Annotated in this window: 24 protein-coding genes and 1 tRNA gene; 2 read left to right on the top strand and 23 right to left on the bottom strand. The window is 57.7% G+C overall.

Features of this window, described 5'->3' with window-relative positions:
* Nucleotides 1-63 precede the first annotated feature (63 nt).
* The 7 genes from ACLH0J_RS30820 to ACLH0J_RS30790 form a co-directional block, all read right to left on the bottom strand.
* Nucleotides 64-948, bottom strand: a complete 885-nt coding sequence (locus tag ACLH0J_RS30820; RefSeq protein ID WP_411390306.1) for a hypothetical protein — start codon at nt 946-948, stop codon at nt 64-66.
* Nucleotides 945-1,955 carry a DUF2515 family protein gene (locus ACLH0J_RS30815; RefSeq protein ID WP_411390305.1) on the bottom strand — a complete coding sequence of 337 codons (1,011 nt, stop codon included), beginning with the start codon at nt 1,953-1,955 and terminating at the stop codon, nt 945-947. The genes ACLH0J_RS30820 and ACLH0J_RS30815 overlap by 4 nt, the downstream gene beginning before the upstream one ends.
* A complete protein-coding gene (locus ACLH0J_RS30810; RefSeq protein ID WP_411390304.1) occupies nt 1,952-4,156 on the bottom strand; it encodes a type VI secretion system tip protein VgrG in 2,205 nt (734 codons plus the stop codon). Before ACLH0J_RS30810 ends, ACLH0J_RS30815 begins: the two co-directional genes overlap by 4 nt.
* Nucleotides 4,157-4,291: 135 nt before the next feature.
* The gene (locus tag ACLH0J_RS30805) at nt 4,292-5,176 is read right to left on the bottom strand and encodes a hypothetical protein (protein ID WP_411390303.1); all 885 of its coding nucleotides are present in this window, start codon (nt 5,174-5,176) and stop codon (nt 4,292-4,294) included.
* Nucleotides 5,173-6,183 carry a DUF2515 family protein gene (locus ACLH0J_RS30800; RefSeq protein ID WP_411390302.1) on the bottom strand — a complete coding sequence of 337 codons (1,011 nt, stop codon included), beginning with the start codon at nt 6,181-6,183 and terminating at the stop codon, nt 5,173-5,175. Before ACLH0J_RS30800 ends, ACLH0J_RS30805 begins: the two co-directional genes overlap by 4 nt.
* A complete protein-coding gene (locus ACLH0J_RS30795) occupies nt 6,180-8,393 on the bottom strand; it encodes a type VI secretion system tip protein VgrG (RefSeq protein WP_411390301.1) in 2,214 nt (737 codons plus the stop codon). The genes ACLH0J_RS30800 and ACLH0J_RS30795 overlap by 4 nt, the downstream gene beginning before the upstream one ends.
* 79 nt (nt 8,394-8,472) lie before the next feature.
* Complete coding sequence (locus ACLH0J_RS30790; RefSeq protein WP_411390300.1) at nt 8,473-8,991, bottom strand: Hcp family type VI secretion system effector; 519 nt, start codon at nt 8,989-8,991, stop codon at nt 8,473-8,475.
* A 15-nt stretch (nt 8,992-9,006) separates the two neighbouring features.
* On the opposite strand from ACLH0J_RS30790, the gene ACLH0J_RS30785 reads away from it, so the two are divergent.
* Complete coding sequence (locus ACLH0J_RS30785) at nt 9,007-9,288, top strand: hypothetical protein (RefSeq protein ID WP_411390299.1); 282 nt, start codon at nt 9,007-9,009, stop codon at nt 9,286-9,288.
* 40 nt (nt 9,289-9,328) lie between these two features.
* Here ACLH0J_RS30785 and ACLH0J_RS30780 read toward each other — a convergent pair whose 3' ends face one another.
* The 8 genes from ACLH0J_RS30780 to ACLH0J_RS30745 form a co-directional block, all read right to left on the bottom strand.
* Entirely contained in the window at nt 9,329-10,600 is a 1,272-nt protein-coding gene (locus ACLH0J_RS30780) for an OprD family porin (protein ID WP_411390298.1), read from the bottom strand.
* 75 nt (nt 10,601-10,675) lie between these two features.
* Nucleotides 10,676-11,881 (bottom strand): 3-(3-hydroxy-phenyl)propionate transporter MhpT, encoded by a 1,206-nt coding sequence (gene mhpT / locus ACLH0J_RS30775; protein ID WP_411390297.1) that lies wholly within the window; start codon nt 11,879-11,881, stop codon nt 10,676-10,678.
* An 84-nt stretch (nt 11,882-11,965) separates the two neighbouring features.
* Nucleotides 11,966-12,985 (bottom strand): 4-hydroxy-2-oxovalerate aldolase, encoded by a 1,020-nt coding sequence (gene dmpG, locus ACLH0J_RS30770; RefSeq protein ID WP_411390296.1) that lies wholly within the window; start codon nt 12,983-12,985, stop codon nt 11,966-11,968.
* Between the two features lie 10 nt (nt 12,986-12,995).
* Complete coding sequence (locus ACLH0J_RS30765) at nt 12,996-13,931, bottom strand: acetaldehyde dehydrogenase (acetylating) (RefSeq protein ID WP_411390295.1); 936 nt, start codon at nt 13,929-13,931, stop codon at nt 12,996-12,998.
* Nucleotides 13,932-13,963: 32 nt separating this feature from the next.
* Nucleotides 13,964-14,770: a 2-keto-4-pentenoate hydratase gene (gene mhpD / locus ACLH0J_RS30760; RefSeq protein WP_411390294.1), complete on the bottom strand. Its 807-nt coding sequence runs from the start codon at nt 14,768-14,770 to the stop codon at nt 13,964-13,966.
* Between the two features lie 14 nt (nt 14,771-14,784).
* Complete coding sequence (locus ACLH0J_RS30755) at nt 14,785-15,648, bottom strand: alpha/beta fold hydrolase (protein WP_411390293.1); 864 nt, start codon at nt 15,646-15,648, stop codon at nt 14,785-14,787.
* Nucleotides 15,649-15,665: 17 nt separating this feature from the next.
* Nucleotides 15,666-16,619, bottom strand: coding sequence for a 3-carboxyethylcatechol 2,3-dioxygenase (gene mhpB, locus ACLH0J_RS30750; RefSeq protein WP_411390292.1), 954 nt, complete (start codon nt 16,617-16,619; stop codon nt 15,666-15,668).
* A gap of 1 nt (nt 16,620) precedes the next feature.
* Nucleotides 16,621-18,279 carry a bifunctional 3-(3-hydroxy-phenyl)propionate/3-hydroxycinnamic acid hydroxylase gene (locus tag ACLH0J_RS30745; protein WP_411390291.1) on the bottom strand — a complete coding sequence of 553 codons (1,659 nt, stop codon included), beginning with the start codon at nt 18,277-18,279 and terminating at the stop codon, nt 16,621-16,623.
* A gap of 133 nt (nt 18,280-18,412) precedes the next feature.
* On the opposite strand from ACLH0J_RS30745, the gene ACLH0J_RS30740 reads away from it, so the two are divergent.
* Nucleotides 18,413-19,189, top strand: coding sequence for a DNA-binding transcriptional regulator (locus ACLH0J_RS30740; protein WP_411390290.1), 777 nt, complete (start codon nt 18,413-18,415; stop codon nt 19,187-19,189).
* 118 nt (nt 19,190-19,307) lie between these two features.
* Here ACLH0J_RS30740 and ychF read toward each other — a convergent pair whose 3' ends face one another.
* From ychF to ACLH0J_RS30700, 8 genes are all read right to left on the bottom strand, one after another.
* On the bottom strand, nt 19,308-20,408 hold the full coding sequence (ychF, locus tag ACLH0J_RS30735; protein ID WP_411390289.1) for a redox-regulated ATPase YchF: 1,101 nt from the start codon (nt 20,406-20,408) through the stop codon (nt 19,308-19,310).
* A gap of 21 nt (nt 20,409-20,429) precedes the next feature.
* Nucleotides 20,430-21,014, bottom strand: coding sequence for an aminoacyl-tRNA hydrolase (gene pth / locus ACLH0J_RS30730; protein ID WP_010213318.1), 585 nt, complete (start codon nt 21,012-21,014; stop codon nt 20,430-20,432).
* A 167-nt stretch (nt 21,015-21,181) separates the two neighbouring features.
* Nucleotides 21,182-21,781, bottom strand: a complete 600-nt coding sequence (locus ACLH0J_RS30725) for a 50S ribosomal protein L25/general stress protein Ctc (RefSeq protein WP_411390288.1) — start codon at nt 21,779-21,781, stop codon at nt 21,182-21,184.
* 139 nt (nt 21,782-21,920) lie between these two features.
* Complete coding sequence (locus ACLH0J_RS30720; protein ID WP_003208392.1) at nt 21,921-22,862, bottom strand: ribose-phosphate pyrophosphokinase; 942 nt, start codon at nt 22,860-22,862, stop codon at nt 21,921-21,923.
* Nucleotides 22,863-22,908: 46 nt separating this feature from the next.
* Nucleotides 22,909-22,983: transfer RNA gene (locus ACLH0J_RS30715), tRNA-Gln, on the bottom strand.
* Between the two features lie 37 nt (nt 22,984-23,020).
* A complete protein-coding gene (ispE, locus tag ACLH0J_RS30710) occupies nt 23,021-23,824 on the bottom strand; it encodes a 4-(cytidine 5'-diphospho)-2-C-methyl-D-erythritol kinase (protein WP_411392914.1) in 804 nt (267 codons plus the stop codon).
* A gap of 49 nt (nt 23,825-23,873) precedes the next feature.
* Complete coding sequence (lolB, locus tag ACLH0J_RS30705; protein WP_010565628.1) at nt 23,874-24,491, bottom strand: lipoprotein insertase outer membrane protein LolB; 618 nt, start codon at nt 24,489-24,491, stop codon at nt 23,874-23,876.
* Between the two features lie 4 nt (nt 24,492-24,495).
* The gene (locus ACLH0J_RS30700) at nt 24,496-26,220 is read right to left on the bottom strand and encodes a tetratricopeptide repeat protein (RefSeq protein ID WP_411390287.1); all 1,725 of its coding nucleotides are present in this window, start codon (nt 26,218-26,220) and stop codon (nt 24,496-24,498) included.
* Nucleotides 26,221-26,360 lie beyond the last annotated feature (140 nt).

Raw genomic sequence — 26,360 nt, 5'->3', positions numbered from 1 at the left:
CGTGCATGAAAATCACCAAATCACTAACGATGCTTGCCCCTAAACATGTCCGCATTTTTTCAACTAATTAACTTTTTCAAATTTTGGCGACTGGTAATTTTCGTCTATTGAAACGCCCGCAGCTTTAGCTCGTGCCTCTGTACTAAAGCGCTTATTTAGAAGCTGTTGCAAGCGGGCAGGAAAAAGTTGTTTCCAGTTAGGCCTCAGCGTTTCTTCAAAGTCTGCCCTCCAGAATTTATCAAAAGACATAACCTCCAGCTTTATGAGGTACACGCCGGCCTGAGTTGGATCGGCGACTGCATTCCTTCTCTGGACTTTTACATGCGCCACATAATCACCACTGTATATATACCAGTTATAAAATCCATCAACCGCCAACCACTCCGAAAGGCTCATTTCATAATTCACATCAAATAGAGGGTGGCTGAGCGGCATAGCGCCAAATACGCTATCACTCCAATTAAACTTATTTAATTCGGCACGGACAATTCGAGGGTCGGATGGGAAATAATATTTTGTCCAGCCAGCCGACTTTAAATTAGATATCAGTTCGTAGACAAGTTTCCTGTTCGCCTCGTGAGCACTATTGTCGGGTAGGCCGCGCAGGGTAACAATAAGCTTTTCAATATTGTTGGTTTCTGCACCGTCCACAACGACGTTCAGACCTACTGCCTTTTCAATTAACGTTATGCCCTGAGGCTGATAGATAGATACGTTAATCAACGACTGATCCTTACCGCCACGTCTAATTTCGTACCAACACATGTCTACTGCAGCCAAGCAGTCCTTGGAAAATTTCAAAGGGCTGTTCCTCAATAAAACCTCAACAGGCTGCCCTAGTTCTACACTGATACTCATCATTTCATTTCTCAATTTATCTTCACCTTTATCCTTGCTGCTGTCATCGCCACCAAGACTAAAAAAAAGCAAGACCCAAAACCACCTCATGTTTTGCTTCTCCATCCTGAGAGTTCAACAAGCACACGTTCCATATATTTATTTTTATATATCATCAGTTCATGATATTTATCAGCAACCTTTTGAATAAACTCCATCCGATCCTGAGCATTATATAAATCACCTTCGTGCATCTGCTCTCGTAATTCAGGCTGTTTCAGATCGCAAGCCGCCGCAAATGCAACTGACCGTAGAGGAACAAAGGGGAGTCCTTCCGCCGTCTTCTGTACGTCAAGAATTGCTCGAAAGGCAGGGGCCTCATATATCAGGGGCTGAAGTATATTCAGCTGTTCATGATTTGCCGTCGCAATCAACGAGTCATATTGGAGATATTGTCTGTCTACACCCACTGCCATTTTTTCAATTTTTTTGATTTTCGAAAACGCATCCAACACCTCTTTCTTAATCTTAAAACCATCAACAATAGTTAAAGACTCTTCCGCCCAAGGTAGACTTCTTAAAACACGTTTGACTTTTTTATCAAGATTTTCACTATTGCGCTCACCGGAACACTCCTCAAACTTATGTGGATATTTGCTATAAAACCAATGCCAGCAAAATATATCTTGAAATAGCCAAAAATTTCCTTTGCCCAGTCCGTTCTTCCCGATATCAACCAGCGGTTTTCCTATTGGCATTGCGGCAATGGCTAGCGTTGTAAAGTCCAGACCACACATCACCTGTTTACTTGCGAATGCCGCCAACCCCATCCAGTAAAAGCGGCCCTTGAACTTTTCGTTGCCGCCATCCTCTTTCTCTAAATAGAAAGAAGCATAAATACCCGCGATACGAGCAGCACGAAGGCTGAAGTCACCTTCCAGCATCCACTTCGTCTTACCAAACAGGTGATATTCTTTTCGATAGGTACTTAGCCGCTTTATTGCCTGCACTTGTGCAAGGGACCAAAGATGATTGCACGTTATTTCGATTTGGCGAGGTGGGTGATTTTTAGTCTTATTAATCTCGATTTTCGCGAGCGGGACGGGAGCATTGTTCATTTTTTTCGACTCCGCTCATAATCATCTGCGCCCTCTGGAACACCGAAATCATCCCAAATGAGATGCACGTCTGCCGTTTGTATAGAGTCCGCTTTTGTCTGCGGCGAATGACCATTGGCATCACTGAGAAAAATCAGTGGCGACGCCTTATCTGGGAAAATAAAGGCGGCGGCAAGATCATCAACTGGATCACCAGAACGCGTCACGAATTGAACTTTTTCGTAATAGGTCTTGACCGCTTTGTTATCTAAAACATTTCCCGCCCGGGCCTGATCAACGATCAACGGCAAGCCTGGCGACAACACACCGATCCCCGTCCCATTCCCCGGCGAACCGCCCGCATTCACTTTCACCTCCGGCCCCATTACTGCGATCCCACCCACATCCACCTTGATAAAACTCCCTCCGGCTTTCACCGTGAGTTCCATCCCGGCGTCGATGACGATCTTCTCGCCGGCCTTCAGGTGAATTTCGTTTCCCGCGCTCACCAATTGCGCCATGCCCACCTTTACGTGCTGGTTTTTTTCGATGGTCAGGTGGTCGTCCATGCGCACTTCAACCTTGCGGTCGGCGTGGGTGATGCGATGTTCTTCGGCCTTGAGTTCGGTGTAGGTGTTCTGCTCGACCGTGTCGTGGCGTTCGTTGCCGACGCGGATTTTCTGGTCGTGTTCGATGTTTTCATCCCAGTCGCGCTGGGCGTGCAGGAAGATTTGTTCCGCCCCTTTTTTGTCTTCGATGCGCAGTTCGTTGAAGCCACTGCCGCCGGGCGAACTCAGGGTTTTGAACACGGTGCGGGTTTTGTTCGCTGGCAGCGGATACGGAACGGGGTGTTCCTTGTGGTACAGGCAGCCGCTGATCAGCGGTTGGTCGGGGTCGCCTTCGAGGAAGGCCACCAGCACTTCCATGCCGACGCGGGGGATGGCGATGCCGCCATAGCGGTCGCCGGCCCAACTGCTGGAAACACGCAGCCAGCAACTACTTTTGTCGTCGCCCCGTCCTTCGCGGTCCCAGTGAAATTGCACTTTGACGCGGCCGTACTCGTCGCAGTGGATTTCTTCGCCTTTAGGGCCGGTGACCACTGCGCTTTGGCTGTCGAGGATGCGCGGTTTGGGATGTTTCAACGGCGGGCGGTAGAACACGTCCCACGGGGTGGCAAGAAAACGGTTGCGGTAGCCCTGGTGGAAATCGTCTTCGCTGGTGATGGATTCTTCCAACACTTGAGGCTGTTTGCCTTCATGGGTGACTTGGGTCAGCAGCCACAGGTCGTTCCAGGCTTTGCGCGGGTGATCGGAGAGTTCGAGGAAGTGGCCACTGTTCAACGTGGTCTGGTCTCCCCAGCCCTCTGCCAGCTGATAGTCGGCACGGTGGCGCTCGACCGCGCGTTGGCTGAGGACGTTGCCACGGTCGCGTGTGAGAAAGCGGCCGGGGTAGTCGTAGTCTTCAAGGTCCGGGCCGGGGTCATCGCCGTGGGGTTTGTAGTCGGCTTCGAGTTGCAGCCTGGGCTTTTCAAAATCGTAGTCGCGACGGGTTACGCGACCGGTGCGCGCGGCCAGGCGCACGCTGAAGCCTTTGATCACCGGTTCGTCGGCCACCAGGCCGCTGCCTTGGACGTAGGCGGTGGGTTGGCCGAGCCTGGGGAAGACGGTCTGGTCGTCGCCGAACACCAAAACATGGCCGCGGGTGCTGTGCTGGAAGTGGTAGTGCACGCCTTCTTCTTCACACAGGCGCTGGATGAAATGCAGGTCGGTTTCATCGTATTGCACGCAGTAATCGCGATCCGGGCATGGCTGGCTGAGGTGGAAGCGGTAGGCGTTGCTGTGGATGCCATGTTCTTCGAGGATCAGGGCGATGATCTGCGGTGCCGACATCTGCTGATAAATACGTTGGTTGGTGCGGTGATGCAGGTATTGAAGCTGTGGCACCAAGGAGATGCTGTAGCGACTCAGGCGCTTGCCGGCATCGCCTTGGGCGACACGGTAGACCTGGCCGTGTATGCCGTGGCCTTGTGGGTCGAAGGACAGGAACGCCTGTTTATGCAGGAGTTTTTCCAGGTCGATGTCAGGTCTTTCGCTGACCAGTTCGAGGTCGAAGCGATAGGGTTGGCTGATGCCTTCGGTGCCTGTGAACGAGAGGACTTGCAGGTCGCCGGTGAAGTCTTCGATGGTGAGGCTGAAGTTAATTTTGTTAAAGGGGTTGAACATGGTTGGCTCCCTGTTTAGTGGTCATCCGTAGTCGTAAATAAATGGGGTTTAGTTCACATCGCACAATCATGGGAAACAGCCGCGCATGAAAAACACTAACGATGATTGCGCCTAAACATGCTTGTGAATTTTTAATTAGTTAACGCGCTCCATTCTGGGCGGCAGGTAATTTTCGTCTATCGAAATTCCAGCAGCTTTAGCACGCGCCTCTACTTTTAATCGCTTGCTCATAAGTTGATGTAAGCGGTCCGAAAAAAAATCTTTCCATTTAGGACGAATTGCCTCGTCAAAATCTACTCTCCAGAAACGTTCCAAAGACATAAAATTGATATTTATCAGGTAAGTGCCCGTTCGAGATGGATCGGTGACTGAGTTTCTCTTCTGAACTTTTATATGGGCAATGTAATCACCATTGTACATATACCAATCATAAAAATTATTGACTGCCAACCACTCTGGCAAGCTCATTTTATAGTTCACATCAAATCGCGGATGATTGAGTGGTGTTTCATCAAATACGCCGCCACCCCCCTCAAACCGGCTAAGCTCCGCACCTGAAATACGAGGATCGGCGGGGTAATAATATTTCTCCCAACCTGCGCTTTTCAGATTGGATATCAATGCGTAGATGATCTCTTTATTTTCATCATGAGAACTGTTGTCTGGCAACCCGCGAAGCGTCACTGACAAATTTTCGATATTTTTTGTTTCTAGCTCATCTACAACGATATTTAGATTCACTGTGTTTTTTATTAAAAACGTGCTTTCTGGCGTACCAATAGACACATCGATCAGAGCCTGATTTTTATCTCCGGCGCGAACTTCATACCAACACATACGTACTGCGGCCAGGCAATCGGTAGAAAATCTTAAGGGACTACTTTTTAATAACATCTCCACAGGCGTGCCTAGCATCACCTCGATATTGGCTAATTTGTTTTTCATTTTATTGGCACCTTCTTTTTTGGCTTCATCACATCCGGCAAGAGATACAAACAGAAACACCCAATACGCTCTCATGTCGTATGCCTCCACTCTGAAATTTCTGTAATTACCTTCTCCATATATTCATGCCTAGTAATCATCAGTTGATGATACTTATTGGAGATTCTTAGAATAAATCCCATCTGATCCTGAGTGTTATATAAATCCCCTTCATACATCTGCTCTCGTAGTTCTGGCTCTTTGAGGTCGCAGGCTGTCGAAAACGCTGCCGACCGTAAAGGTACAAGTGGCAAACTCTCAGCGCTTCTTTGAATATCAAGTACAGCTTGGAATACTTGATCATCATAGATGAGTGTTTGAAGAATATTTAGTTGTTCGTGATTTGCCATCGCAAGTAATGATTTGAGCTGGAGTTCCTGTCTTTCTCTCCCCGACTCTGTCACCTCAGCCTGTTTTATTATTAAAAAAGCATCAATCACTTCTTGTTTCACCTTGAAGTTATCGATAGCGTCTAAAGCCTCCCTTGCCCAAGGCAGACGTCTTAAAGCGCTCTTGACTTTTTCATCAAGATTTTCACTGTTGCGCTCGCCGGAACACTCCTCAAACTTATGTGGATATTTGCTATAAAACCAATGCCAGCAAAATATATCTTGAAATAGCCAAAAATTTCCTTTGCCCAGTCCGTTCTTCCCGATATCAACCAGCGGTTTTCCTATTGGCATTGCGGCAATGGCTAGCGTTGTAAAGTCCAGACCACACATCACCTGTTTACTTGCGAATGCCGCCAACCCCATCCAGTAAAAGCGGCCCTTGAACTTTTCGTTGCCGCCATCCTCTTTCTCTAAATAGAAAGAAGCATAAGTACCCGCGATACGAGCAGCACGAAGGCTGAAGTCACCTTCCAGCATCCACTTCGTCTTACCAAACAGGTGATATTCTTTTCGATAGGTACTTAGCCGCTTTATTGCCTGCACTTGTGCAAGGGACCAAAGATGACTGCACGTTATTTCGATTTGGCGAGGTGGGTGATTTTTAGTCTTATTAATCTCGATTTTCGCGAGCGGGACGGGAGCATTGTTCATTTTTTTCGACTCCGCTCATAATCATCTGCGCCCTCTGGAACACCGAAATCATCCCAAATGAGATGCACGTCTGCCGTTTGTATAGAGTCCGCTTTTGTCTGCGGCGAATGACCATTGGCATCACTGTGAAAAATCAGTGGCGACGCCTTATCTGGGAAAATAAAGGCGGCGGCAAGATCATCAACTGGATCACCAGAACGCGTCACGAATTGAACTTTTTCGTAATAGGTCTTGACCGCTTTGTTATCTAAAACATTTCCCGCCCGGGCCTGATCAACGATCAACGGCAAGCCTGGCGACAACACACCGATCCCCGTCCCATTCCCCGGCGAACCGCCCGCATTCACTTTCACCTCCGGCCCCATTACTGCGATCCCACCCACATCCACCTTGATAAAACTCCCTCCGGCTTTCACCGTGAGTTCCATCCCGGCGTCGATGACGATCTTCTCGCCGGCCTTCAGGTGAATTTCGTTTCCCGCGCTCACCAATTGCGCCATGCCCACCTTTACGTGCTGGTTTTTTTCGATGGTCAGGTGGTCGTCCATGCGCACTTCAACCTTGCGGTCGGCGTGGGTGATGCGGTGTTCTTCGGCCTTGAGTTCGGTGTAGGTGTTCTTCTCGACGGTGTCGTGGCGCTCATTCCCGACGCGGATTTTCTGGTCGTGTTCGATGTTTTCATCCCAGTCGCGCTGGGCGTGCAGGAAGATTTGTTCCGCCCCTTTTTTGTCTTCGATGCGCAGTTCGTTGAAGCCACTGCCGCCGGGCGAACTCAGGGTTTTGAACACGGTGCGGGTTTTGTTCGCCGGCAGTGGGTAAGGAACTGGGTGTTCCTTGTGGTACAGGCAGCCGCTGATCAGCGGTTGGTCGGGGTCGCCTTCGAGGAAGGTCACCAGCACTTCCATGCCGACGCGGGGGATGGCGATGCCGCCATAACGGTCGCCGGCCCAACTGCTGGAAACACGCAGCCAGCAACTACTTTTGTCGTCGCCCCGTCCTTCGCGGTCCCAGTGGAATTGCACTTTGACGCGGCCGTACTCGTCGCAGTGGATTTCTTCGCCTTTAGGGCCGGTGACCACTGCGCTTTGGCTGCCGAGGATGCGCGGTTTGGGATGTTTCAACGGCGGGCGGTAGAACACGTCCCACGGGGTGGCAAGAAAACGGTTGCGGTAGCCCTGGTGGAAATCGTCCTGGGTGGTGTCGCTGGTGATGGATTCTTCCAACACTTGAGGCTGTTTGCCTTCATGGCTGACTTGGGTCAGCAGCCACCGGTCGTTCCAGGCTTTGCGCGGGTGATCGGAGAGTTCGAGGAAGTGGCCGCTGGTCAACGTGGTCTGGTCGCCCCAGCCCTCTGCCTGCTGATAGTCGGCACGGTGGCGCTCGACGGCGCGTTGGCTGAGGACGTTGCCACGGTCTCGTGTGAGAAAGCGGCCTGGGTAGTCGTAGTCTTCAAGGTCCGGGCCGGGGTCATCGCCGTGGGGTTTGTAGTCGGCTTCGAGTTGCAGTTTGGGCTTTTCAAAGTCGTAGTCGCGACGGGTCACGCGACCGGTGCGGGCGGCCAGGCGGACGCTGAAGCCTTTGATCACCGGCTCGTCGGCCACCAGGCCGCTGCCTTGGACGTAGGCGGTGGGTTGGCCGAGCCTGGGGAAGACGGTCTGGTCGTCGCCGAACACCAAAACATGGCCGCGGGTGCTGTGCTGGAAGTGGTAGTGCACGCCTTCTTCTTCACACAGGCGCTGGATGAAATGCAGGTCGGTTTCATCGTATTGCACGCAGTAATCGCGATCCGGGCATGGCTGGCTGAGGTGGAAGCGGTAGGCGTTGCTGTGGATGCCATGTTCTTCGAGGATCAGGGCGATGATCTGCGGTGCCGACATCTGCTGATAAATACGTTGGTTGGTGCGGTGATGCAGGTATTGAAGCTGTGGCACCAAGGAGATGCTGTAGCGACTCAGGCGTTTGCCGGCATCGCCTTGGGCGACACGGTAGACCTGGCCGTGTATGCCGTGGCCTTGTGGGTCGAAGGACAGGAACGCCTGTTTATGCAGGAGTTTTTCCAGGTCGATGTCAGGTTTTTCGCTGACCAGTTCGACGTCGAAGCGATAGGGTTGGCTGATGCCTTCGGTACCGGTGAAGGACAGCACTTGCAGGTCGCCGGTGAAGTCTTCGATGGTGAGGCTGAAGTGGGTCTGGTTGGCCGGTGCGAACATCCTTTTTTCCTTCTGTCATGCAGCGAAAAAACGACATCGGCCAGCCGCACTGACCGATGTCCGCAGGGTTCAGCCAGGCTTAGCCAGCGACCGGTACGCGCCAGTCATCGGAGCCGGAAGTGCCGGACACTTCGTGGGTCCAGGTGATCTTGCGGTAGGTGAACGCGACGTCTTCGAGGTGGGTGAAATGCGCATTCGCCGGGTCCTGACAGTTGTGCATGTGGTCCCTGATATCGACGATGATTGCGTCCTCGAGCTTGGTGGTGAAGTAGTGCTCCTGGGTGCCGGCCGCCGAGGTGCGGAACCACTGGATGGTGATTTCGCTCAGGCGCTCGCCGGAGGTGAGGGCCGCCAGCAGCAGCGGCGAGGATTTGTCGAAGACCTTGGTGATCTTGACGGGCTTGTGCACGCGCTGACCGGTGGGTTGGCCGGACTGTGGGTCGCGGGGGATGATCACTTCGTGACTGAAGCCCTGGACCATGACCTGGTCTTCGTGACCTTCCTGATAGGTGTTGCCCACCGAGTCGGCAGTGAAGGCCCCGGCGGTGATCAGACCTTGTTTGGTGCCGGTGATGGACATGTAAGCGGGGGTTGCCATGGAGATGCTCCTTGCTTGAAAAATGAAGGTGCCCAAGGGGCGAAATTGCCCGTTGGGGAGCGTCTTCATATCAAACGGCGTGCCAAGACAAATAATTGCTATATAGAACAGTGGCTTAGTTTAAAAAAGGCAGGCAAAACAGCTTTTTTGGACGAAAAAAGGCGAAAAAGTGCGCAAGAAGTTGCACAGTGCTGTGCAACTTCTTGCGCACTTGGCTGTAGCCCTTGTGAATCAAGGGCTGTAGGGGATTTAGGGATGGTTTTTCAGCGTTTTACTGTGCAACTTTTTGCCATGTAGGGTGAGTGGCGTAGATCGGGTTTTTGCATCGAAAAATGCCTCACCAGAGTTTCCAGGTGTAGTCGATATTCACCCGTAGTTCATTGTCATCCCGATGGCTGGCCTGGGCGGTGAAGTCATTGCGATACCATGCGTTGCGCACGCGCAGATTCAGGCCTTTAAGGGGCGTGCTCTGAAGCACATAGTTCAGTTCGATATCTTTTTCGCTTTCCTTCAGGTTGCTGCCGCCCAGTTTGGGCAACTCAATGTTGTCGCCGCTGACGTAACGCAGCATGCCATTGAGCCCGGGCAAGCCCAGCGCGGCAAAGTTGTAGTCATAGCGCACCTGCCAACTGCGCTCTTTGGGGTTGAGAAACTCCGAGCTCAGCGTGCCTTCGGTGATGACCAACGGCTCGGTGCCGAACAGATAAGGCATGGCGGTCTTGCCGGTCAGTTGCATGTAGCCGGCGCCGAATTTGTGCGCGCCGAGGCTGTACGTCAGCATCAGCGCGGCGTTGCGATTGTCCACCGGGCCGGCTTTGGCCGCGCCGTCCTCGCCGGTGACGAACAGGCGAAAGTCACTCTTGAGGCTGCCGGGCCCGATCGGGTGGTTGTCGACAAAGCCGTAGAAGTCTTTGCGATACAGATCAGCCAGTTCGGCGTGGTAGTACTTCAGCGTCAGTTGTGGCGACCAGGCATAGTCCCCACCGATAAAGGAAAACCGGTCCGACTCGGCGGCACCCTTGAAGCGTCCGTTGGGCGAAGCCACTGACATTTTTTGATAGTCGGTGGAGTCGCGCAGGTTGATACGGTCGAGCCAGCCGAGGTGCAGCGTCAGGTTGTCGATTTCCTGGGACTTCAGATACGCGCCACGGAAGGTCTGCGGCAGCAGGCGGGTCGGGCTGGCGAAGGCGATGGGCAGGAAGGTACTGATGGTGCCCAGTTGCAACTCACTCCTGGAGGCACGGACCTTGGCGGTCAGGCCCAACTCCGAATATTCACTGGCCGGTTCGCGGGTCGTGGCGTTGTACGGCAGCAGGCCGGTCCCGGCGCGATCGGGCGAGGAGTCCAGGCGAACCCCCAGCAAACCCTGGGCGTCCAGTCCGAAGCCCACAGGTCCTTCGGTATACCCCGAGCGCACGTTGAGAATGAAACCCTGCGCCCACTCCCGAGCCGCCGCCTGGGGCGTCGCGTTCACGTAGTTGCGATCGAAGTAATAGTTGCGTATCTGCAAGTCGGCATGGCTGTCGTCGACGAAACCGGCGGCGCAAGCCTGGCCAATGGACAAAACGCAGGTGCAGGCGCTGAAGGCCCGAAGAAAATTCCTGAGCATGGCAGTGTTCACTTTTATTGTTGTTGGGATAACCCCCGCGCCATCACGACGCGGGGGGGAAGAGCGGGTTGGACCTCAGTCCTCCGGGGAGCGGTTGCGGCGTACCGACAGGTAAAACACCGCCAGCGCCGCCATGACGATGCCCGGTGCCGAGGCCATCATCACGCCGGTGGTGCCCGTGCCCAGGGCGAGCATCTTGCCGGCCACCAACGGGCCGCTCATCGCGCCCAGCCGGCCGATGGCGACGGCGCTGCCGACACCCGTGGCGCGAATCGACGGACGATAGAAATGCGGTGCCAGGGCATACAACACGCATTGCCCGCCCGTGGCGAAGAAACCGGCGACGAAGCCGGCCACCAGCATGCTTTGCAGTTGGGTGGCGATACCCAGAGCCGTCAGCGACGCGAGAATGCCGAGGTAAATCAGGGCCGACAACGCCCAGGCCGGCAACCGATCCATGACCCAGCCCAGCAACAACGTGCCGGCCGCCGCGCCGAATTGCAGCGCCAGCATCACCCAGCTTGCCTGAGCGCCACTGAAGCCCTGGCCGATCAACAGGCTTGGCAGCCAGTTGATCAGGATGTAGACCACCATGAGGGTAAAGAAGTAGCTGACCCAGATCATCGCGGTTGGCAATGCCGCGCCGTTGCGGAACAGCCCGCTGACCACGCCGATCGGAGCGGCATCGCGCACACTGCGAAACGCCGCGGATTCCGGCAGATAAAGGCCCAGCAGCGGCACGATCAGCAACGGCACGATGCCGCCGACGTAGAACACCACTTGCCAGCCACCGGCCAGTTGGGCGATGCCAATGCCGGCTGCGAGCGCGGCGCCCAGGGGCACGCCGCAATACATCAGGCTCACGGCGGTGCCACGCAGGCGTGGGCCGGCCACTTCACTGCTCAGGGCGATGAGGTTGGGCAGTGCGGCGCCCAGGCCGACCCCCGTGAGGCAGCGGGCGATCAACAGGCTGTTGAAGTCCCAGGCCATGGTCGTGACCAGCGAGAACAACCCGAACAGGGCCACCGACGCCATCAACACCCGTTTACGACCGATTCGATCAGCCAGCAAACCGCCGAGAAACGCCCCGGGCAGCAGGCCGAAAATGCCGGCGCTGAAGACCCAGCCCATGTGTAACTTATCCAATTGGAACGCCGCCGCCATACCTTGCGCGGCGATCCCCGAAGCTTGTAGGTCGAGGCCTTCCATCAGGGCGACGAGGAAGCACAGACCGATGGTCCGCGCCATGTACAACGGTGTGAGCACGTTTAGCGATGTCATGGGAAATACCCGTTTTATTGTTGTAATGGGCACAGCAAAACCGTCCGACCGCTGCGTGGGCGACCGGACGGGGGGATGCACGGTTCAGCGGTTGAGCAGGTCCAGCGCCACGTCGACGATCATGTCCTCCTGGCCACCGACCATCCGGCGCTTGCCCAGTTCGACGAGGATGTCCACGGTCTTGAGGCCATACTTGGCCGCCGCAATCTCGGCATGGCGCAGGAAGCTCGAATACACCCCGGCATACCCCAACGCCAGGGACTCGCGGTCGACCCGCACCGGGCGGTCCTGCAACGGCCGCACGATGTCGTCGGCGGCGTCCATCAGCGTGTAGAGGTCGGTGCCGTGGTTCCAGCCCAAACGTTCGGCGGCGGCGATGAATACTTCCAGTGGTGCGTTGCCGGCCCCGGCGCCCATGCCGGCGAGGCTGGCGTCGATGCGGTCGCAGCCTTCTTCGACGGCGGTGATCGAGTTGGCCACGCCGAGCGAGAGGTTGTGGTGGGCGTGCATGCCGGTTTCGGTTTCCGGCTTGAGCACGGCTTTGAACGCGCGGAAGCGATCGCGGATGTCCTGCATGTTCATCGCGCCACCGGAGTCGGCCATGTACACGCAGGTCGCGCCGTAGCTTTCCATCAGCTTGGCCTGGGCGGCGAGCTGCTCGGCCGGGATCATGTGGCTCATCATCAGGAAGCCGACGGTGTCCATGCCCAGTTCGCGGGCGTACTCGATGTGCTGTTTGGAGACATCGGCCTCGGTGCAATGGGTGGCGATGCGCACCACGCGAGCACCAGCGTTGTAGGCGGCCTTGAGGTCGTGCACGGTGCCGATGCCGGGCAGCAGCAGCGTGGTGATCTTGGCGTGGCTGATCACGTCGGCGGCGGCTTCGATCCATTCCAGATCAGTGTGCGCGGCGAAGCCATAGTTGAAGCTCGAACCTTGCAGGCCGTCGCCGTGGGCGACTTCGATGGAGTCGACCTTGGCCTTGTCGAGGGCGCGGGCGATGTCCTGCACGTTCTGCAGCGAATACTGGTGGCGCACCGCATGGCTGCCGTCACGCAGGGTCACGTCGGAGATGTAGAGTTTCTTGCCGGGATTGAAGGTCATGTCGGTCTCCTCAGGCGTTCAGCATCGACTGCGCCATGCGCTCGGCGGTGGCCAAGGCAGCGGAGGTCATGATGTCGAGGTTGCCGGCGTAGGCCGGCAGGTAATGGGCGGCGCCTTCGACTTCGAGGAACACCGAGGTTTTCAGGCCGGAGAATTTGCCCAGGCCGGGAATGTTCAGCGGCGCGTCTGCCGGGATCACGTCGAACTGCACGTTTTGCTTGAGGCGATAACCCGGCACATAGGCCTGCACGGCAGCGGCCATCTCGACGATGGAGGCTTCGACCAGCGCCTGATCCGCCGCTTCGGACAGCACGAACACCGTGTCGCGCATGATCAACGGCGGCTCGGCCGGGTTCATCACGATGATCGCCTTGCCCTTGGCCGCGCCGCCGATCACTTCGATGGCCTTGGAGGTGGTTTCGGTGAATTCGTCGATGTTGGCGCGGGTACCAGGGCCGGCGGATTTGCTCGCGATCGAGGCGACGATTTCGGCGTAGTGCACCTTGGCCACCCGCGACACTGCCGCGACCATCGGAATGGTCGCCTGGCCACCGCAGGTGACCATGTTGACGTTGAGCTGCTCGAGGTTCTGCTCCAGGTTCACCACCGGCACGCAGTACGGGCCGATGGCCGCCGGCGTCAGGTCAATCAGGCGGATACCGGGTTTGATCGCGCGCAGGAACGCATCGTTCTGCACATGGGCACCGGCCGAGGTGGCATCGAAGACGAAGTCGATGTCCTTGAACACCTCCATGCGGGTCAGGCCTTCGACGCCTTCGTGGGTGGTGGCCACGCCCATGCGCTGGGCGCGGGCGAGGCCGTCGGAGGCGGGGTCGATGCCGACCATCACCGCCATTTCCAGATGCTTGGCGTTGCGCAGGATCTTGATCATCAGGTCGGTGCCGATGTTGCCGGAGCCGATGATGGCGACGTTGAGTTTTTTCATTATGGTTGCCTCATGTGCACGCAAGTCGCCGATCACTCGGCGTGACTGTCTACCGAGAAATTCACACCGACGCGGCCGATGCCGTCGATCTCGGCCTCGAACCGATCACCGGCGGCTACCGCCACCATGGGCCCCAGCGCACCGGTGAGAATGATGTCGCCGGCCCGCAGCGGATCGCCCAGGCGCGCCATGGTGCAAGCCAGCCAGACCGCCGCATTGAGCGGATGGCCGAGGCATTCGGCCCCGCTGCCGCTGGACACGTCTTCGCCGTTGCGGGTCATGCGCATGCTGGCCTGGCGCAGGTCGAGCCCATCGAGACGTCGAGCCGGACCGCCGAGTACGAAGCAGCCGCTGGACGCGTTGTCAGCCACGGTATCGACGAAGCGGATGTTCCAGCCCTGGACCCGGCTGCCGACGATTTCCAGGGCCGGGACGACCCAGCCGGTGGCCGCCATCACGTCGGCGAATGTGGTATCGGCGCGGGGCAGGTCGCGGTCGAGGATCAGGGCGATTTCAGCCTCGATCTTCGGTTGCAGTACGCGGTCGACGGGCATGGTTTGGTTGTCGCCGTAGCACATGTCGGCAAACAACGTGCCGAAGTCCGGTTGGCCCACGCCCAGTTGGGCCTGGACCTTGGGGTTGGTCAGGCCGATCTTGCGGCCGACCACGCGGCGCCCGTTGGCCACGCCATGGTCGACGTTGAGGCGCTGGATGGCATACGCGGCTTCGGCGTTGTCTTCACCGATCTGCTCGCGCAGCGGCCCGATGGCTTCGCCTTGGGCTTCGGCCTGGCGCAGATCGGCGGCGAGTTGTTGCAGGGTGTCTTGAGTCAGGTGCATGTCAGCCTCGATGATCAGTGGGTCAGGAAGTCCAGGACCATGCGGTTGAACTTGTCGGCGTGTTCCCACTGCGCCCAGTGACCGCAGCGGTTGAACACGTGCAGTTGCGCCCTCGGCAGACCTGCCAGCAGGCGCAAGCCGGTGTCCATCGGCACGAAGCGGTCCTCGCGACCCCAGACGAGCAGGGTGTCGGCGTTGATCTCGTGCAGGCGGTGGCTGAAATCCGGAAATTGCTTGGGGTTGAGGGTGCTGCTCTTGACGAAGTTGTCCAGGTGATCGCGGCGCGACAGGATGTTGTCCAGGCGGGTCTGGAACAGTTCGTCGGTGAGGCCGCTGGCATCGAAAACGAAGACGTTCATCATCCTCTTCAAGTTCTCGATGGTCGGGTCGCGGTACAGCGCGCCGATCAGTTTGATGCCTTCGGTGGGCTGCGGCACGAAGGCGCTCGGGCCGCCGGTACCGCCGCCCATCAGGATCAGTTTGCCGATCCGCTCGGCGTATTCGAGGGCGAAAGCGACGGTGCTGTGAGCCCCCATCGAGTTGCCGATGATGTGCACGCGCGCAAGCTTCAGCACGTCGAGCAGGCCCTTGAGCGCTTGTGCATTGAGGTTCGAGCGCGAGCCTTCGCTGACGATCGTGTCGCTTTTGCTCCAGCCCGGGCAGTCCATCAGGATCACGCGAAAACCGGCATTCACCAGCGGCTCAATGTTGCGATTGAAGTTGGCCCAGCCGCTCGCGCCCGGCCCGGAGCCGTGCAGCATGACCACGGTTTCGGCACCTTCGCCAAGGTCGTTGTAGTGCAGTTGCAGGTCCAGCTCGCCTTCCTTGATACGGGCAAAGCGGCTGGTGGAAGCTTCACTGAATGCAGTGGCGGTCATGGCAGTGTTCCTTGAATTCATGGGTGATGGTTCAGCGGCTGGGCGCCGAGCGCACCGAAGCCTGCAATCCATTCGGGAATCGGGCGGTAGTAGCGGCCCTCGGTCCGGTACGGGCCGAAGGTACTCAGGGCCGCGAAGGCGGCGACCCAGGTTTTGACTTCATGGGTCGACTTGCCGGCCAGCGCCGACAACGCGTCATTGCCCAGGCTGTCGAGGTCGCTCATGCGGCCCTGTTCGAGGGTGTCGAGAAATTGTTTATCCCACGTCGGGTTCAGCGGGTGCAGGCTGTACGGGTCGTCGACGAAGACGCGGGCGGCTTGAATGACCCGGTCCTGGCGGGCCTGTCGTTCATCGGCAGGAAGCTGACGGCCGCTGCCCATCAGGCGGTCGGCCATCCGCGCATCGACCTTGGCCAGTTCCGGTACCGGCGGCTGATGGGACAAGCCGCCGGAAGCCAGGAACAGCACACGTTTATCCAGCGATTTCGCCCATTGGCCAATCGCCTCGCCCAGCAGCCGGGCACGTTTGAAACTCGGCAACGGTATGGCCACGGAGTTGATGAACACCGGGATCACCGGGCAGTTGTGCAAGCCGCCGAGCAACAGTTCCAGGGGTTGGGCGAACCCATGGTCGACCTGCATGCGATACGACACCGCCGTGTCGACACCGGCTTCCAGCACCGCCTGGGCGCAGGATTCGGCCAGCGTTTTAGGCACCTCCAGCGGGCCGGCGGCGGTGTCGAAATCACCAATCGCGTGGGCCGCCATGCCGATGCAAAAGGCCGGCATCACGTCGTAGAAAAAGCCGTTGTAATGGTCGGGACCGAACAGCACCACCAGCTCTGGGTCGAAGCGGGCGATGCGTTCGCGAGCGGCGTTGATCACGCCGTCGACTTCGGCCAGCACATGCGGTTCAGGGTCGACGTAGCCCACCAACGGCGTGTGAGACAAACAATGCAGATAGGCGCTCATGTCACGCGACCTTGCTGACGACAGCGTTCGCCGCCGGCTGTGGCAGGGCTTTGAGCGCCCGGGCCAGTTCATCGCAGGCCTGGCCGACGGTTTGCGGGATGGCCAGCCCGGCGAGGAAGCGGTCCGGACGCACCAGGGCGATGGACGACGTGCCGAGGGCGAACCACTCTTTCAAGCGACCGGTGCTGTCACCCACGCGGATCACGTCGGGGCCGGCATCGCTCGGTACTCTGAGCTGGACGTCCGGCAACACTTGAATAAAGCGGGTGCCCAGGGCTTTCCATTGCGCGATTTGCGCGGCTGTCAGGCCCCAGGTCGGATCGCAGCCCCAGGCGATAATCGCAAAGTTTTCGCCGATCACTTCATCCAGCAGCACCGTGGTGCCGGCGTCGGTCAACACCATCGGCTGAATGAACATCTTGCCGACCGGCGAGCCCTTTTCCCTCGGCACGATCAACGCGCCCTGGGTGTATTGCGGCATCGGTTTGAAGCGCATTTCCACGAAGTAGCGCTTGACCGGCGGCAGGTAATTGAGCAACCACGACACGCCATCGCGCAGGGTGCCTTGCCAGCGTTTCGGCGGCGCCAGCACGTGGCCGGCGAGTACGGAGAGATTGATCATCGCCTGGGCGTGGTCGCGACGTTCCTGTTCGTAGCTGTCGAGCAGGTTGTCGGCGGCCAGGCCCTTGATCACCAGCGCCAGCTTCCACGCCAGGTTCAAGGCATCGCGCATGCCGCTGTTGTAACCCTGGCCTTGCCATACCGGCATGATGTGCGCGGCGTCGCCGGCCAGCAGCACGCGGCCCTGGCGGAAGCGACCGGCCAGACGCGCGTTATGGGTGTAGACGCGGCTGCGGATCAGCTCGATGCGGTCCGGGTTCGGCAATACCTTGCTCAGCAGTCGACGCAGGTTCTCGGGCTTGCTCAGTTCGGTCTCGGTTTCGCCGGGCATCACCATGAACTCGAAACGGCGCACGCCATGGGGCAGGGCGGCGGACACGTAAGGACGCACGGGGTCGCAGCACAGATAAACATGGGGCGTGGCCAGCGGGTCGTTGGCAATGTCGACCACGATCCACTGATTGGGCGCGGTCTTGCCTTCAAAGCTGATATCCAGGCTACGCCGTACCAGGCTGTTGCCGCCATCGCAACCAATCAGGTAACGGGCGTTCAGGCGTTCGCTACGACCCTGCTGATCCTTGAGGTCGAGCACCACCGCGCTGTCGCTTTGTTCGAAGCTGTTGAGCTCACGGCTGAACAGGACCTTGACGTTATTGAAGCGCTGCAGACCGTCGAACAGTACCCGGTCGGCCAACGGTTGGATGAACGCGTTGCGTCGGGACCAGCCGAACTCGTCAGTCTTCGGTTGAATGTCGGCAAAGCAGCGACCCTTGGGGGTCAGGAAACGCATGGCGTGCCAGGGTGTGGTATGCGGCAGCACTTCGTCCGCCAGACCGACGGCCTGGAAAGTGCGCAGGCTTTCGTCGTCCAGGCCGATGGCGCGAGGGTAGTCGATCAGGCTGTCGAGCTTTTCCACCACCGTGACGTTTACGCCGCATTGTCCCAGGTAATTGGCAATCATCAGGCCGACAGGGCCGGCGCCGACGATGGCAACGTCGGTGGTCAACTCCAATGGGGAAGGAGTGTGTGCAAGGCTCATGGGTATCTCCGTACAGCGCTTTTGGATTTTTTGTTGGGCGCAGTATGGAAATCACGAGGCTGGTGGACAACGAAAACCCTTGCTAGTGTGCACCAGGTGCACAAGCCTGATTTATAACAAAAAAGGAGTTCCCATGAGCGAGACAGAGTACAAGGCTGTTCGTGGGTTGATGCGCGGTTTGGCCCTGATCAACGGCTTGAACCGTTTCGATGGCGGGGCCAGTACGGCGCAGTTGGCCGAGCAAAGCGGGTTGCATCGCACCACCGTTCGACGATTGCTGGAGACCTTGCAGGCCGAGGGTTACGTGCGCCGCAGCGAGTCGGATGACAGCTATCGCCTGACGCTGAAAGTGCGCGAACTGAGCGAGGGATTTCGCGACGAACAATGGATTTCTTCGATTGCTGCACCACTGCTGGGGGAGTTGCTGCAACAAGTTGTGTGGCCAACCGACCTGTGCACGCTGGATGGCGACGCCATGGTGATTCGCGAGACCACTCATCGCTTCAGCCGGCTGTCATTTCACCGCTCCATGGTTGGTCGGCGCTTGCCATTGCTGATGACGGCGATTGGACGCGCGTACTTTGCATTCTGCCCTGCGGCTGAGCGCGAAAAGCTGATTGAGTTGATGATCAGCCGCGAAGATGAACAGTCGGCGCTGGCGGCCGATCGCGGTTTTGTCGAGCGGTTGGTGGAGCACACGCTTTCGAAGGGCTACGGCGAAAACAATTCCCACTGGGGCCAGGAACGCAAAATTGCCGCCATCGCGATTCCGATTGAACACGATGGCCGGGTGATGGGCTGCCTGAATCTGGTTTACATCGCCAAGGCGATGTCCGTTGAAGAGGCCGCGCGCCGCTATCTACCGGCGATGCAAGATGTGGTGCAAAAAATCAGGGCGCAATTGGCGTAGGGTTGGCGGCAGTCTGCGTGCTTTGCCGTGCGGCGCGATTCGGGCCTGCAAGACGCAAAAATCCCCGTATCAGCGAGTGATTACGGGGATTTTTGTGTCTGTCGCCTTGCGTGAAAATTTACACGTTGAAGCGGAAATGCATCACGTCGCCATCTTTGACGATGTATTCCTTGCCTTCCAGACGCCACTTACCGGCTTCCTTGGCACCGGCTTCACCCTTGTATTGGATGAAGTCGTTGTAGGCGATCACTTCGGCACGGATGAAGCCTTTTTCGAAGTCGGTGTGGATCACGCCAGCAGCCTGTGGCGCGGTGGCACCGACCTTGACGGTCCAGGCGCGGACTTCTTCGACACCGGCGGTGAAGTAGGTCTGCAGGTTGAGCATTTCGTAACCGGCGCGGATTACGCGGTTCAGGCCAGGCTCTTCCAGGCCCAGGGCCTCGAGGAACATGTCTTTCTCTTCGCCGTCATCGAGCTCGGCGATTTCCGCTTCGATCTTGTTGCACACCGGTACCACGATGGCGCCTTCTTCGTCGGCGATGGCCTTGACCACGTCGAGCAGCGGGTTGTTCTCGAAGCCGTCTTCGGCGACGTTGGCGATGTACATCACCGGCTTGGTGGTCAGCAGGTGGAAGCCCTTGACCGCGGCCTTCTCGTCAGCGCCCATGGTCTTCATCAGGCTGCGTGCGGGCTTGCCCAGGGTGAAGTGAGCGATCAGTTGCTCCAGCAGGCCTTTCTGGACCACTGCGTCCTTGTCGCCGCCCTTGGCATTGCGCGCGACTTTCTGCAGTTGCTTCTCGCAGCTGTCGAGGTCGGCAAAGATCAGTTCCAGGTCGATGATCTCGATATCGCGTTTCGGGTCGACGCTGTTGGAGACGTGAATCACGTTCTCGTCTTCGAAGCAGCGGACTACGTGGGCGATCGCATCGGTTTCACGGATGTTGGCCAGGAACTTGTTGCCCAGGCCTTCGCCTTTCGACGCGCCGGCGACCAGGCCTGCGATGTCGACGAATTCCATGGTGGTCGGCAGGATGCGCTTGGGGTTGACGATGACCGCCAGTGCTTCCAGGCGCGGGTCCGGCATCGGCACGATACCGCTGTTGGGTTCGATGGTGCAGAAGGGGAAGTTCTCCGCCGCAATACCGGACTTGGTCAAAGCGTTGAACAAGGTGGATTTGCCGACGTTGGGCAGGCCGACGATGCCGCAATTGAATCCCATGGTGTTTCCCCTCGGTAAGAGTCAGGCCTTCTGGCTGTGCAGGTTTTTCATCGCGCGGTTCCATTCACCGGCGAAGATATCCGGCAGCACGCCGAGGGCAAAGTCGATGCTGGCATCGAGTTTTTCCTGTTCGGCGCGTGGCGCACGACCCAGGACGAAATTTGAAACCATACTGGCAACGCCTGGGTGGCCAATGCCGAGCCGCAGGCGGTAAAAATTATTCTGATTGCCCAACTGCGCGATGATGTCGCGCAGTCCATTGTGCCCGCCATGCCCGCCGCCTAGCTTGAGCTTGGCAACGCCGGGCGGCAGGTCCAGTTCGTCATGGGCCACCAGGATTTCTTCGGGTTTGATCCGGAAGAAACCCGCAAGCGCCGCGACAGCCTGGCCGCTGCGGTTCATGTAGGTGGTGGGAATCAACAGACGAACATCCTGACCCTGATGCGAAAAGCGTCCGGTCAGGCCGAAATATTTGCGATCGGCCACCAGGTTCACACCTTGGGCGTGGGCGATGCGCTCAACAAAAAGGGCCCCCGCGTTATGCCGGGTCTGTTCGTATTCGGCGCCTGGATTTCCCAGGCCAACGATCAGTTTAATGGCAGTCACGACAGGGGCCCTTCCTTTGGAGTTGTGGATAACATCGCCGACCTGAGTGCGGCGAAAGTGGACGACAAGAGCTCGTTACCTCATGAGGTGAACTTCGCGTTATCGCCCGCTTTCTCGCTACGTTTCGGTCCGCGATGTGTCCTCAAGCTCCGACATTACAGAGTGAATTACTCTGCAGCGCCTTCTTCAGCTTCTGGAGCAACGCGTGGAGCGTGTACGTTGGCAACAGCTTTGTCATCACCGTGTACCAGTGCGACAAACTCAACGCCTTTAGGGGCCTTGAGGTCGGACAGGTGGATGATGTCGCCGATTTCCATCGCCGACAGGTCGACTTCGATGAACTCAGGCAGGTCTTTCGGCAGGCAGGTCACTTCGATCTCGGCAACAACGTGCGAAACTTCGCCGCCTTTCTTGACCGGAGCTTCTTCGCCAACAAAGTGCACAGGCACGATGGCGGTCAGTTTCTGGCCGGCGACAACGCGGACGAAGTCAGCGTGCAGTACGTGGCCTTTGGCTGGGTGACGTTGCAGAGCCTTGATGATGACGTTCTGCTTGGTGCCGCCGATGTTCAGCGAAATGATGTGGCTGTAGGCCGCATCGTTTTCCAGCAGTTTGGCAACTTCTTTGGCCAGCATGCTGATGGATTCAGGGGCTTTGTCGCCACCGTAAACTACAGCTGGAACCAGGCTTGCGAGACGACGCAGGCGGCGGCTCGCACCTTTCCCCAGGTCGGAACGCACTTCAGCATTCAGAATAAATTCGTTCATGTTGTATCTCCAAAATAACCACATTCGCCCCAGCGTTTGCGACCAGCGCTAAAGGCGATATGGGCAAAAAAGCCCCGCCCCAACAGTATGTTGGGGCGGGGCGCTTTTCGTCAGTGAGGTGTTCCGAAAGGGTTGACCCTTAACGGAACATCGCGCTGATCGATTCTTCGTTGCTGATGCGGCGAACCGCTTCGGCAACTACCGGTGCGATATCCAATTGACGGATACGCGAACAGGCTTGAGCTGCAGCGGACAACGGGATGGTGTTGGTCACCACCAGTTCGTCCAGCATTGAGTTCTCGATGTTCTCGATCGCTCGGCCCGACAGCACAGGGTGTGTGCAGTAGGCGAAGACTTTAGCCGCGCCGTGCTCTTTCAAGGCTTTAGCCGCGTGGCACAGGGTGCCGGCGGTATCGACCATGTCATCGACCAGAATACAGGTGCGCCCTTCGACATCACCGATGATATGCATCACTTCAGAGTGATTGGCTTTCTCACGGCGTTTGTCGATGATCCCGAGATCCACGCCCAGGGATTTGGCGACAGCCCGTGCACGCACGACGCCACCAATGTCCGGGGACACGATCATCAGGTTTTCAAAGCGCTGGTCTTCGATGTCATCCACCAATACGGGAGAGCCGTAGATGTTATCTACCGGAATATCGAAGAACCCCTGGATTTGGTCAGCGTGCAGGTCAACCGTGAGAACACGGTCGATGCCTACCACGGTGAGCATGTCAGCCACGACTTTCGCGCTGATAGCCACACGTGCGGAACGCGGACGGCGATCCTGACGGGCATAACCAAAGTAAGGGATTACAGCTGTGATTCGAGTCGCTGAGGAGCGGCGGAAGGCATCAGCCATCACGACGAGTTCCATCAGGTTATCGTTGGTCGGAGCGCAGGTCGGCTGAATAATGAAGACGTCTTTACCGCGGACGTTTTCATTGATCTCGGCGGTAATTTCGCCGTCGGAAAACTTGCCGACAGAGATGTCACCGAGAGGGATATGCAGCTGACGTACGACACGTCGAGCCAGATCGGGGTTGGCGTTCCCCGTAAAGACCATCATCTTGGACACGCGCAGTACCTAGAGGCTGAGGGTAACCTGGATGAGTATAGGAAAATGGCAGGGGCGGCTGGATTCGAACCAACGCATGGCAGGATCAAAACCTGCTGCCTTACCGCTTGGCGACGCCCCTGTATCTGTTGCAACGAGTACCCAGTACTCGATTCCTTTTAGAGCAGACTTTGCAGCTTGCGATGCAACATCGAAACGTTGCTTCCCTTTGCTACAAACCCTGTAAGGGTCTCTGTAAGAAGGGCCGAGACTTTATCAGCTTCAGCTTTGTTTGGGAAGCCCCCAAACACACAACTTCCAGTGCCGGTTAATTTTGCTTCGGTAAATTTACCTAACAAATTCAAAGCGTTACGTACCTCTGGATAACGCCTTGCTACAACCGGTAAGCAGTCATTTCGACTGTTTCCCTTGGGAACGGGGCGCACTTTAATGGGAGGAGAGTTACGTGTCAACAGTGGATCTGAAAAAATTTCTGCTGTACTTACAGATACTTGCGGGACAAGCACGACATACCACGGCTCTTCTGGGTATTCGGGGGTGAGTTTTTCGCCGACGCCCTCGGCAAAAGCTGCGTGCCCACGCACGAAAACCGGGACGTCGGCGCCGAGCGTCAGGCCCAGCGCGGCCAGGCGATCGAGGTCCCAGTCGAGCTGCCACAGGTGGTTCAGACCCAGCAGTGTGGTGGCGGCATTCGAGCTGCCGCCGCCGATGCCGCCGCCCATGGGCAGGATCTTATCGATCCAGATATCGACGCCGAGGGCGCAGCCGGATTGTTCCTGGATTTTTTTTGCGGCCTTCACAATCAGATTGCTGTCGTGGGGCACGCCTTCGAATTCGGTATGCAGCTGAATCACGCCATCGTCGCGCACGGCGAACGTCAGTTCGTCGCCGTAGTCGAGAAATTGAAACAGCGTCTGCAACTCGTGGTAGCCGTCTTCACGGCGACCGAGAATGTGCAGCATCAGATTGAGTTTGGCCGGGGAGGGCAGGGTCAGTTTTTCTACCGTCACGTTATTGCCCCAGCTTGCGCGGTTGCCAGTCCTTGATCACCAGCGTGATATCAAGGTCGGTGCCGTGCAGCTTGATGCGCTCGGGCAGCCAGTAACCGCTTTGTTGCACATAGCTCAGGTATTCGACCTGCCAGCCATCCTGTTCGAGGGTCGCCAGGCGGCTGTCGCTGTTGAGGCTCAGGCGACTCTTGCTGTCGGGGGCGGGCAAGCCGCGTACCCACCACACCAGATGCGATACGGGCAGCTTCCAGCCGATCTGTTCTTCCAGCAGCGCTTCCGGCGAGGTCGCTTCATAGCGCCCCTGATTGGCCACTTCGAGGCTCACCTGTCCCGGTCGGCCGGTCAGGCGCGCGGCGCCTCGGCCCAGTGGGCCGGACAAGCGAATGTCGTAGTAGTCCTGGCGTTGCAGCCAGAACAGGGTGCCGCTGCCGGAATCTTTCGGGGCGCGAACCCCGACCTTGCCGTCGATCTGCCAGCCGTCGATGCTGCCGAGCTGTGCCTTGTGTTGTTTCCATTGCGCCGGGTTGCCCGGGCCTTCAACGGATTCGCGGGCACCGAAACCCGCGCAACCGGCGAGCAGGGCGATGAAGCTGAAAACGATAACGTGGCGCAAAAACATAAGCTTATAGGGTCTCGGATCCGGTCAGGCGCTTGATGGTGCTGCGCAGAATGGGGCTTTCGGGTTGTTCCTTGAGGAATTTTTCCCAGATTTGGCGGGCTTCGCGTTGCTTGCCGTTAACCCACAGCACTTCGCCCAGGTGGGCGGCGACTTCCTGGTCGGGGAAGCGCTCCAGTGCCAGGCGCAGCAAGCGTTCGGCTTCGTCCAGGTTGCCCAGGCGGTAGTTCACCCAGCCCAGGCTGTCGAGCACGGCCGGGTCTTCCGGGTTGAGCGTGTGGGCCTGTTCGATCAGCACCTTGGCTTCGTCGTAGCGCGTGGTGCGGTCGGACAAGGTGTAGCCCAGGGCGTTAAGCGCCATGGCATTGTCCGGATCGCGTTTGATGATCAGGCGCAGGTCTTTTTCCATCTGCGTCAGGTCGTTGCGTTTTTCCGCCTGCATGGCGCGGGTATACAGCAAGTTCAAATCGTCGGGAAATTGCAACAACGCTTGTTGCAGCACTTTCCAGGCGCGCTCGCCCTGGTTGTTGGCCGACAGGGTCTCGGCCTGGATCAGATAAAGCTGGATCGCATAGTCCGGTTCGGCATCCCGCGCGGCGGCCAGGCGTTTTTCCGCTTCGTCGGTGCGTCCGTTGCTCATCAGGATATCGGCCTGGCGCAGTTGGGCCGGCAGGTAGTCGTTGCCGGGGTTGACCTGGGCGTATTCAAGCAGGGCTGCCTGCGGGTCGTTGCGTTCTTCGGCAATGCGGCCGAGGTTCAGGTGCGCCGAGTCCACATGACTTTCCCGTGCGATCAGGTCTTCCAGGTAGCCTTTGGCCTCGTCCCAGGCCTTGGCTTCCAGGCACACCAGCGCCAGGGAGTAACGCAATTCGTCGTCGTCCGGGTATTGCTGGACCAGGTTGGCGAACTGCACTTTGGCGTCCTCCATGCGGTCCAGCTCCACCAGCGTACGCGCGTAAGTCAGGCGTAGACGCTTGTCTTCCGGGTACTTCTTGATGCTTTTTTCCAGCAGCGGAATGGCTTCCGTGCCGCGATTGAGATTCTGCAGCAGGCGTGCGCGCAACAGGATCGGCGCGATCTCGCCCTCTTCCGGCGGGTTTTTCTCCAGCAGCTTCAGTGCGGCTTCGGCTTCGTCATCCTGTTGCAGCAGCAAGGCCTTGCCGAACACCAGTTGGCTGTTCTTCGGGTGTTTTTGCAGCAGGCGGTCGAAACTCTTCATCAGGCCATTGCGTGTGTCCTGGTCGGTGTCGGCGGCCGACAGCGCGAGGAAGTCGAAATGCGTGTCGCCCTTGCCCTGCAGGACTTTCTCCATATACGCCATGGAGTCGTCGTAACGCCCGGCGCGTGCCAGTTGAATGGCCGCTGCGCGCTGCGCTTCGAGATCGTCCGGGGCGTTTTTCGCCCAGATCAGCGAGGTGTCCAGCGCTGCCTGGTCGGCGCCCAGGTACTCGGCGATGCGAAATGCCCGCTCGGAAATGCCCGGATCCTGGGTGTTGATGGCCTGGGTTACGTAATTATCCAGTGCAATGTCGAAGCGGTTGCGTTGGCCGGCCAGCTCTGCGGTCAACAGGCTGAACACCGTTTCTTCAGTGAACGAGGAGTAAACCTTGGGCTTTTCAGGGGCGGGGGTGCTGTCTTCCACCGGCGGCGTACCGTCCGGCGACACGGGTGCCAAGGCCTGGCAGCCGCTGAGGAAGACAAAAGCAAGGAGCAACGCGGAGGATCTATTCATATAGGAAGAGGACGACTAACCTGCGGTCGGATCATCATGACACAAGCCTTCGGCCAAACATAACCGAGTCTCAATGGATGCCTTTATAGACACAAGGCATTAGGACAATAGACGACGGTGGTTGTTCTGAATCTATCGAA

It is taken from the genome of Pseudomonas sp. MPB23, from assembly GCF_046605395.1.
GTDB lineage: Bacteria > Pseudomonadota > Gammaproteobacteria > Pseudomonadales > Pseudomonadaceae > Aquipseudomonas.
Note: the sequence above shows the minus strand (reverse complement) of the source record. Positions and strands in the feature narration are given on the sequence as shown.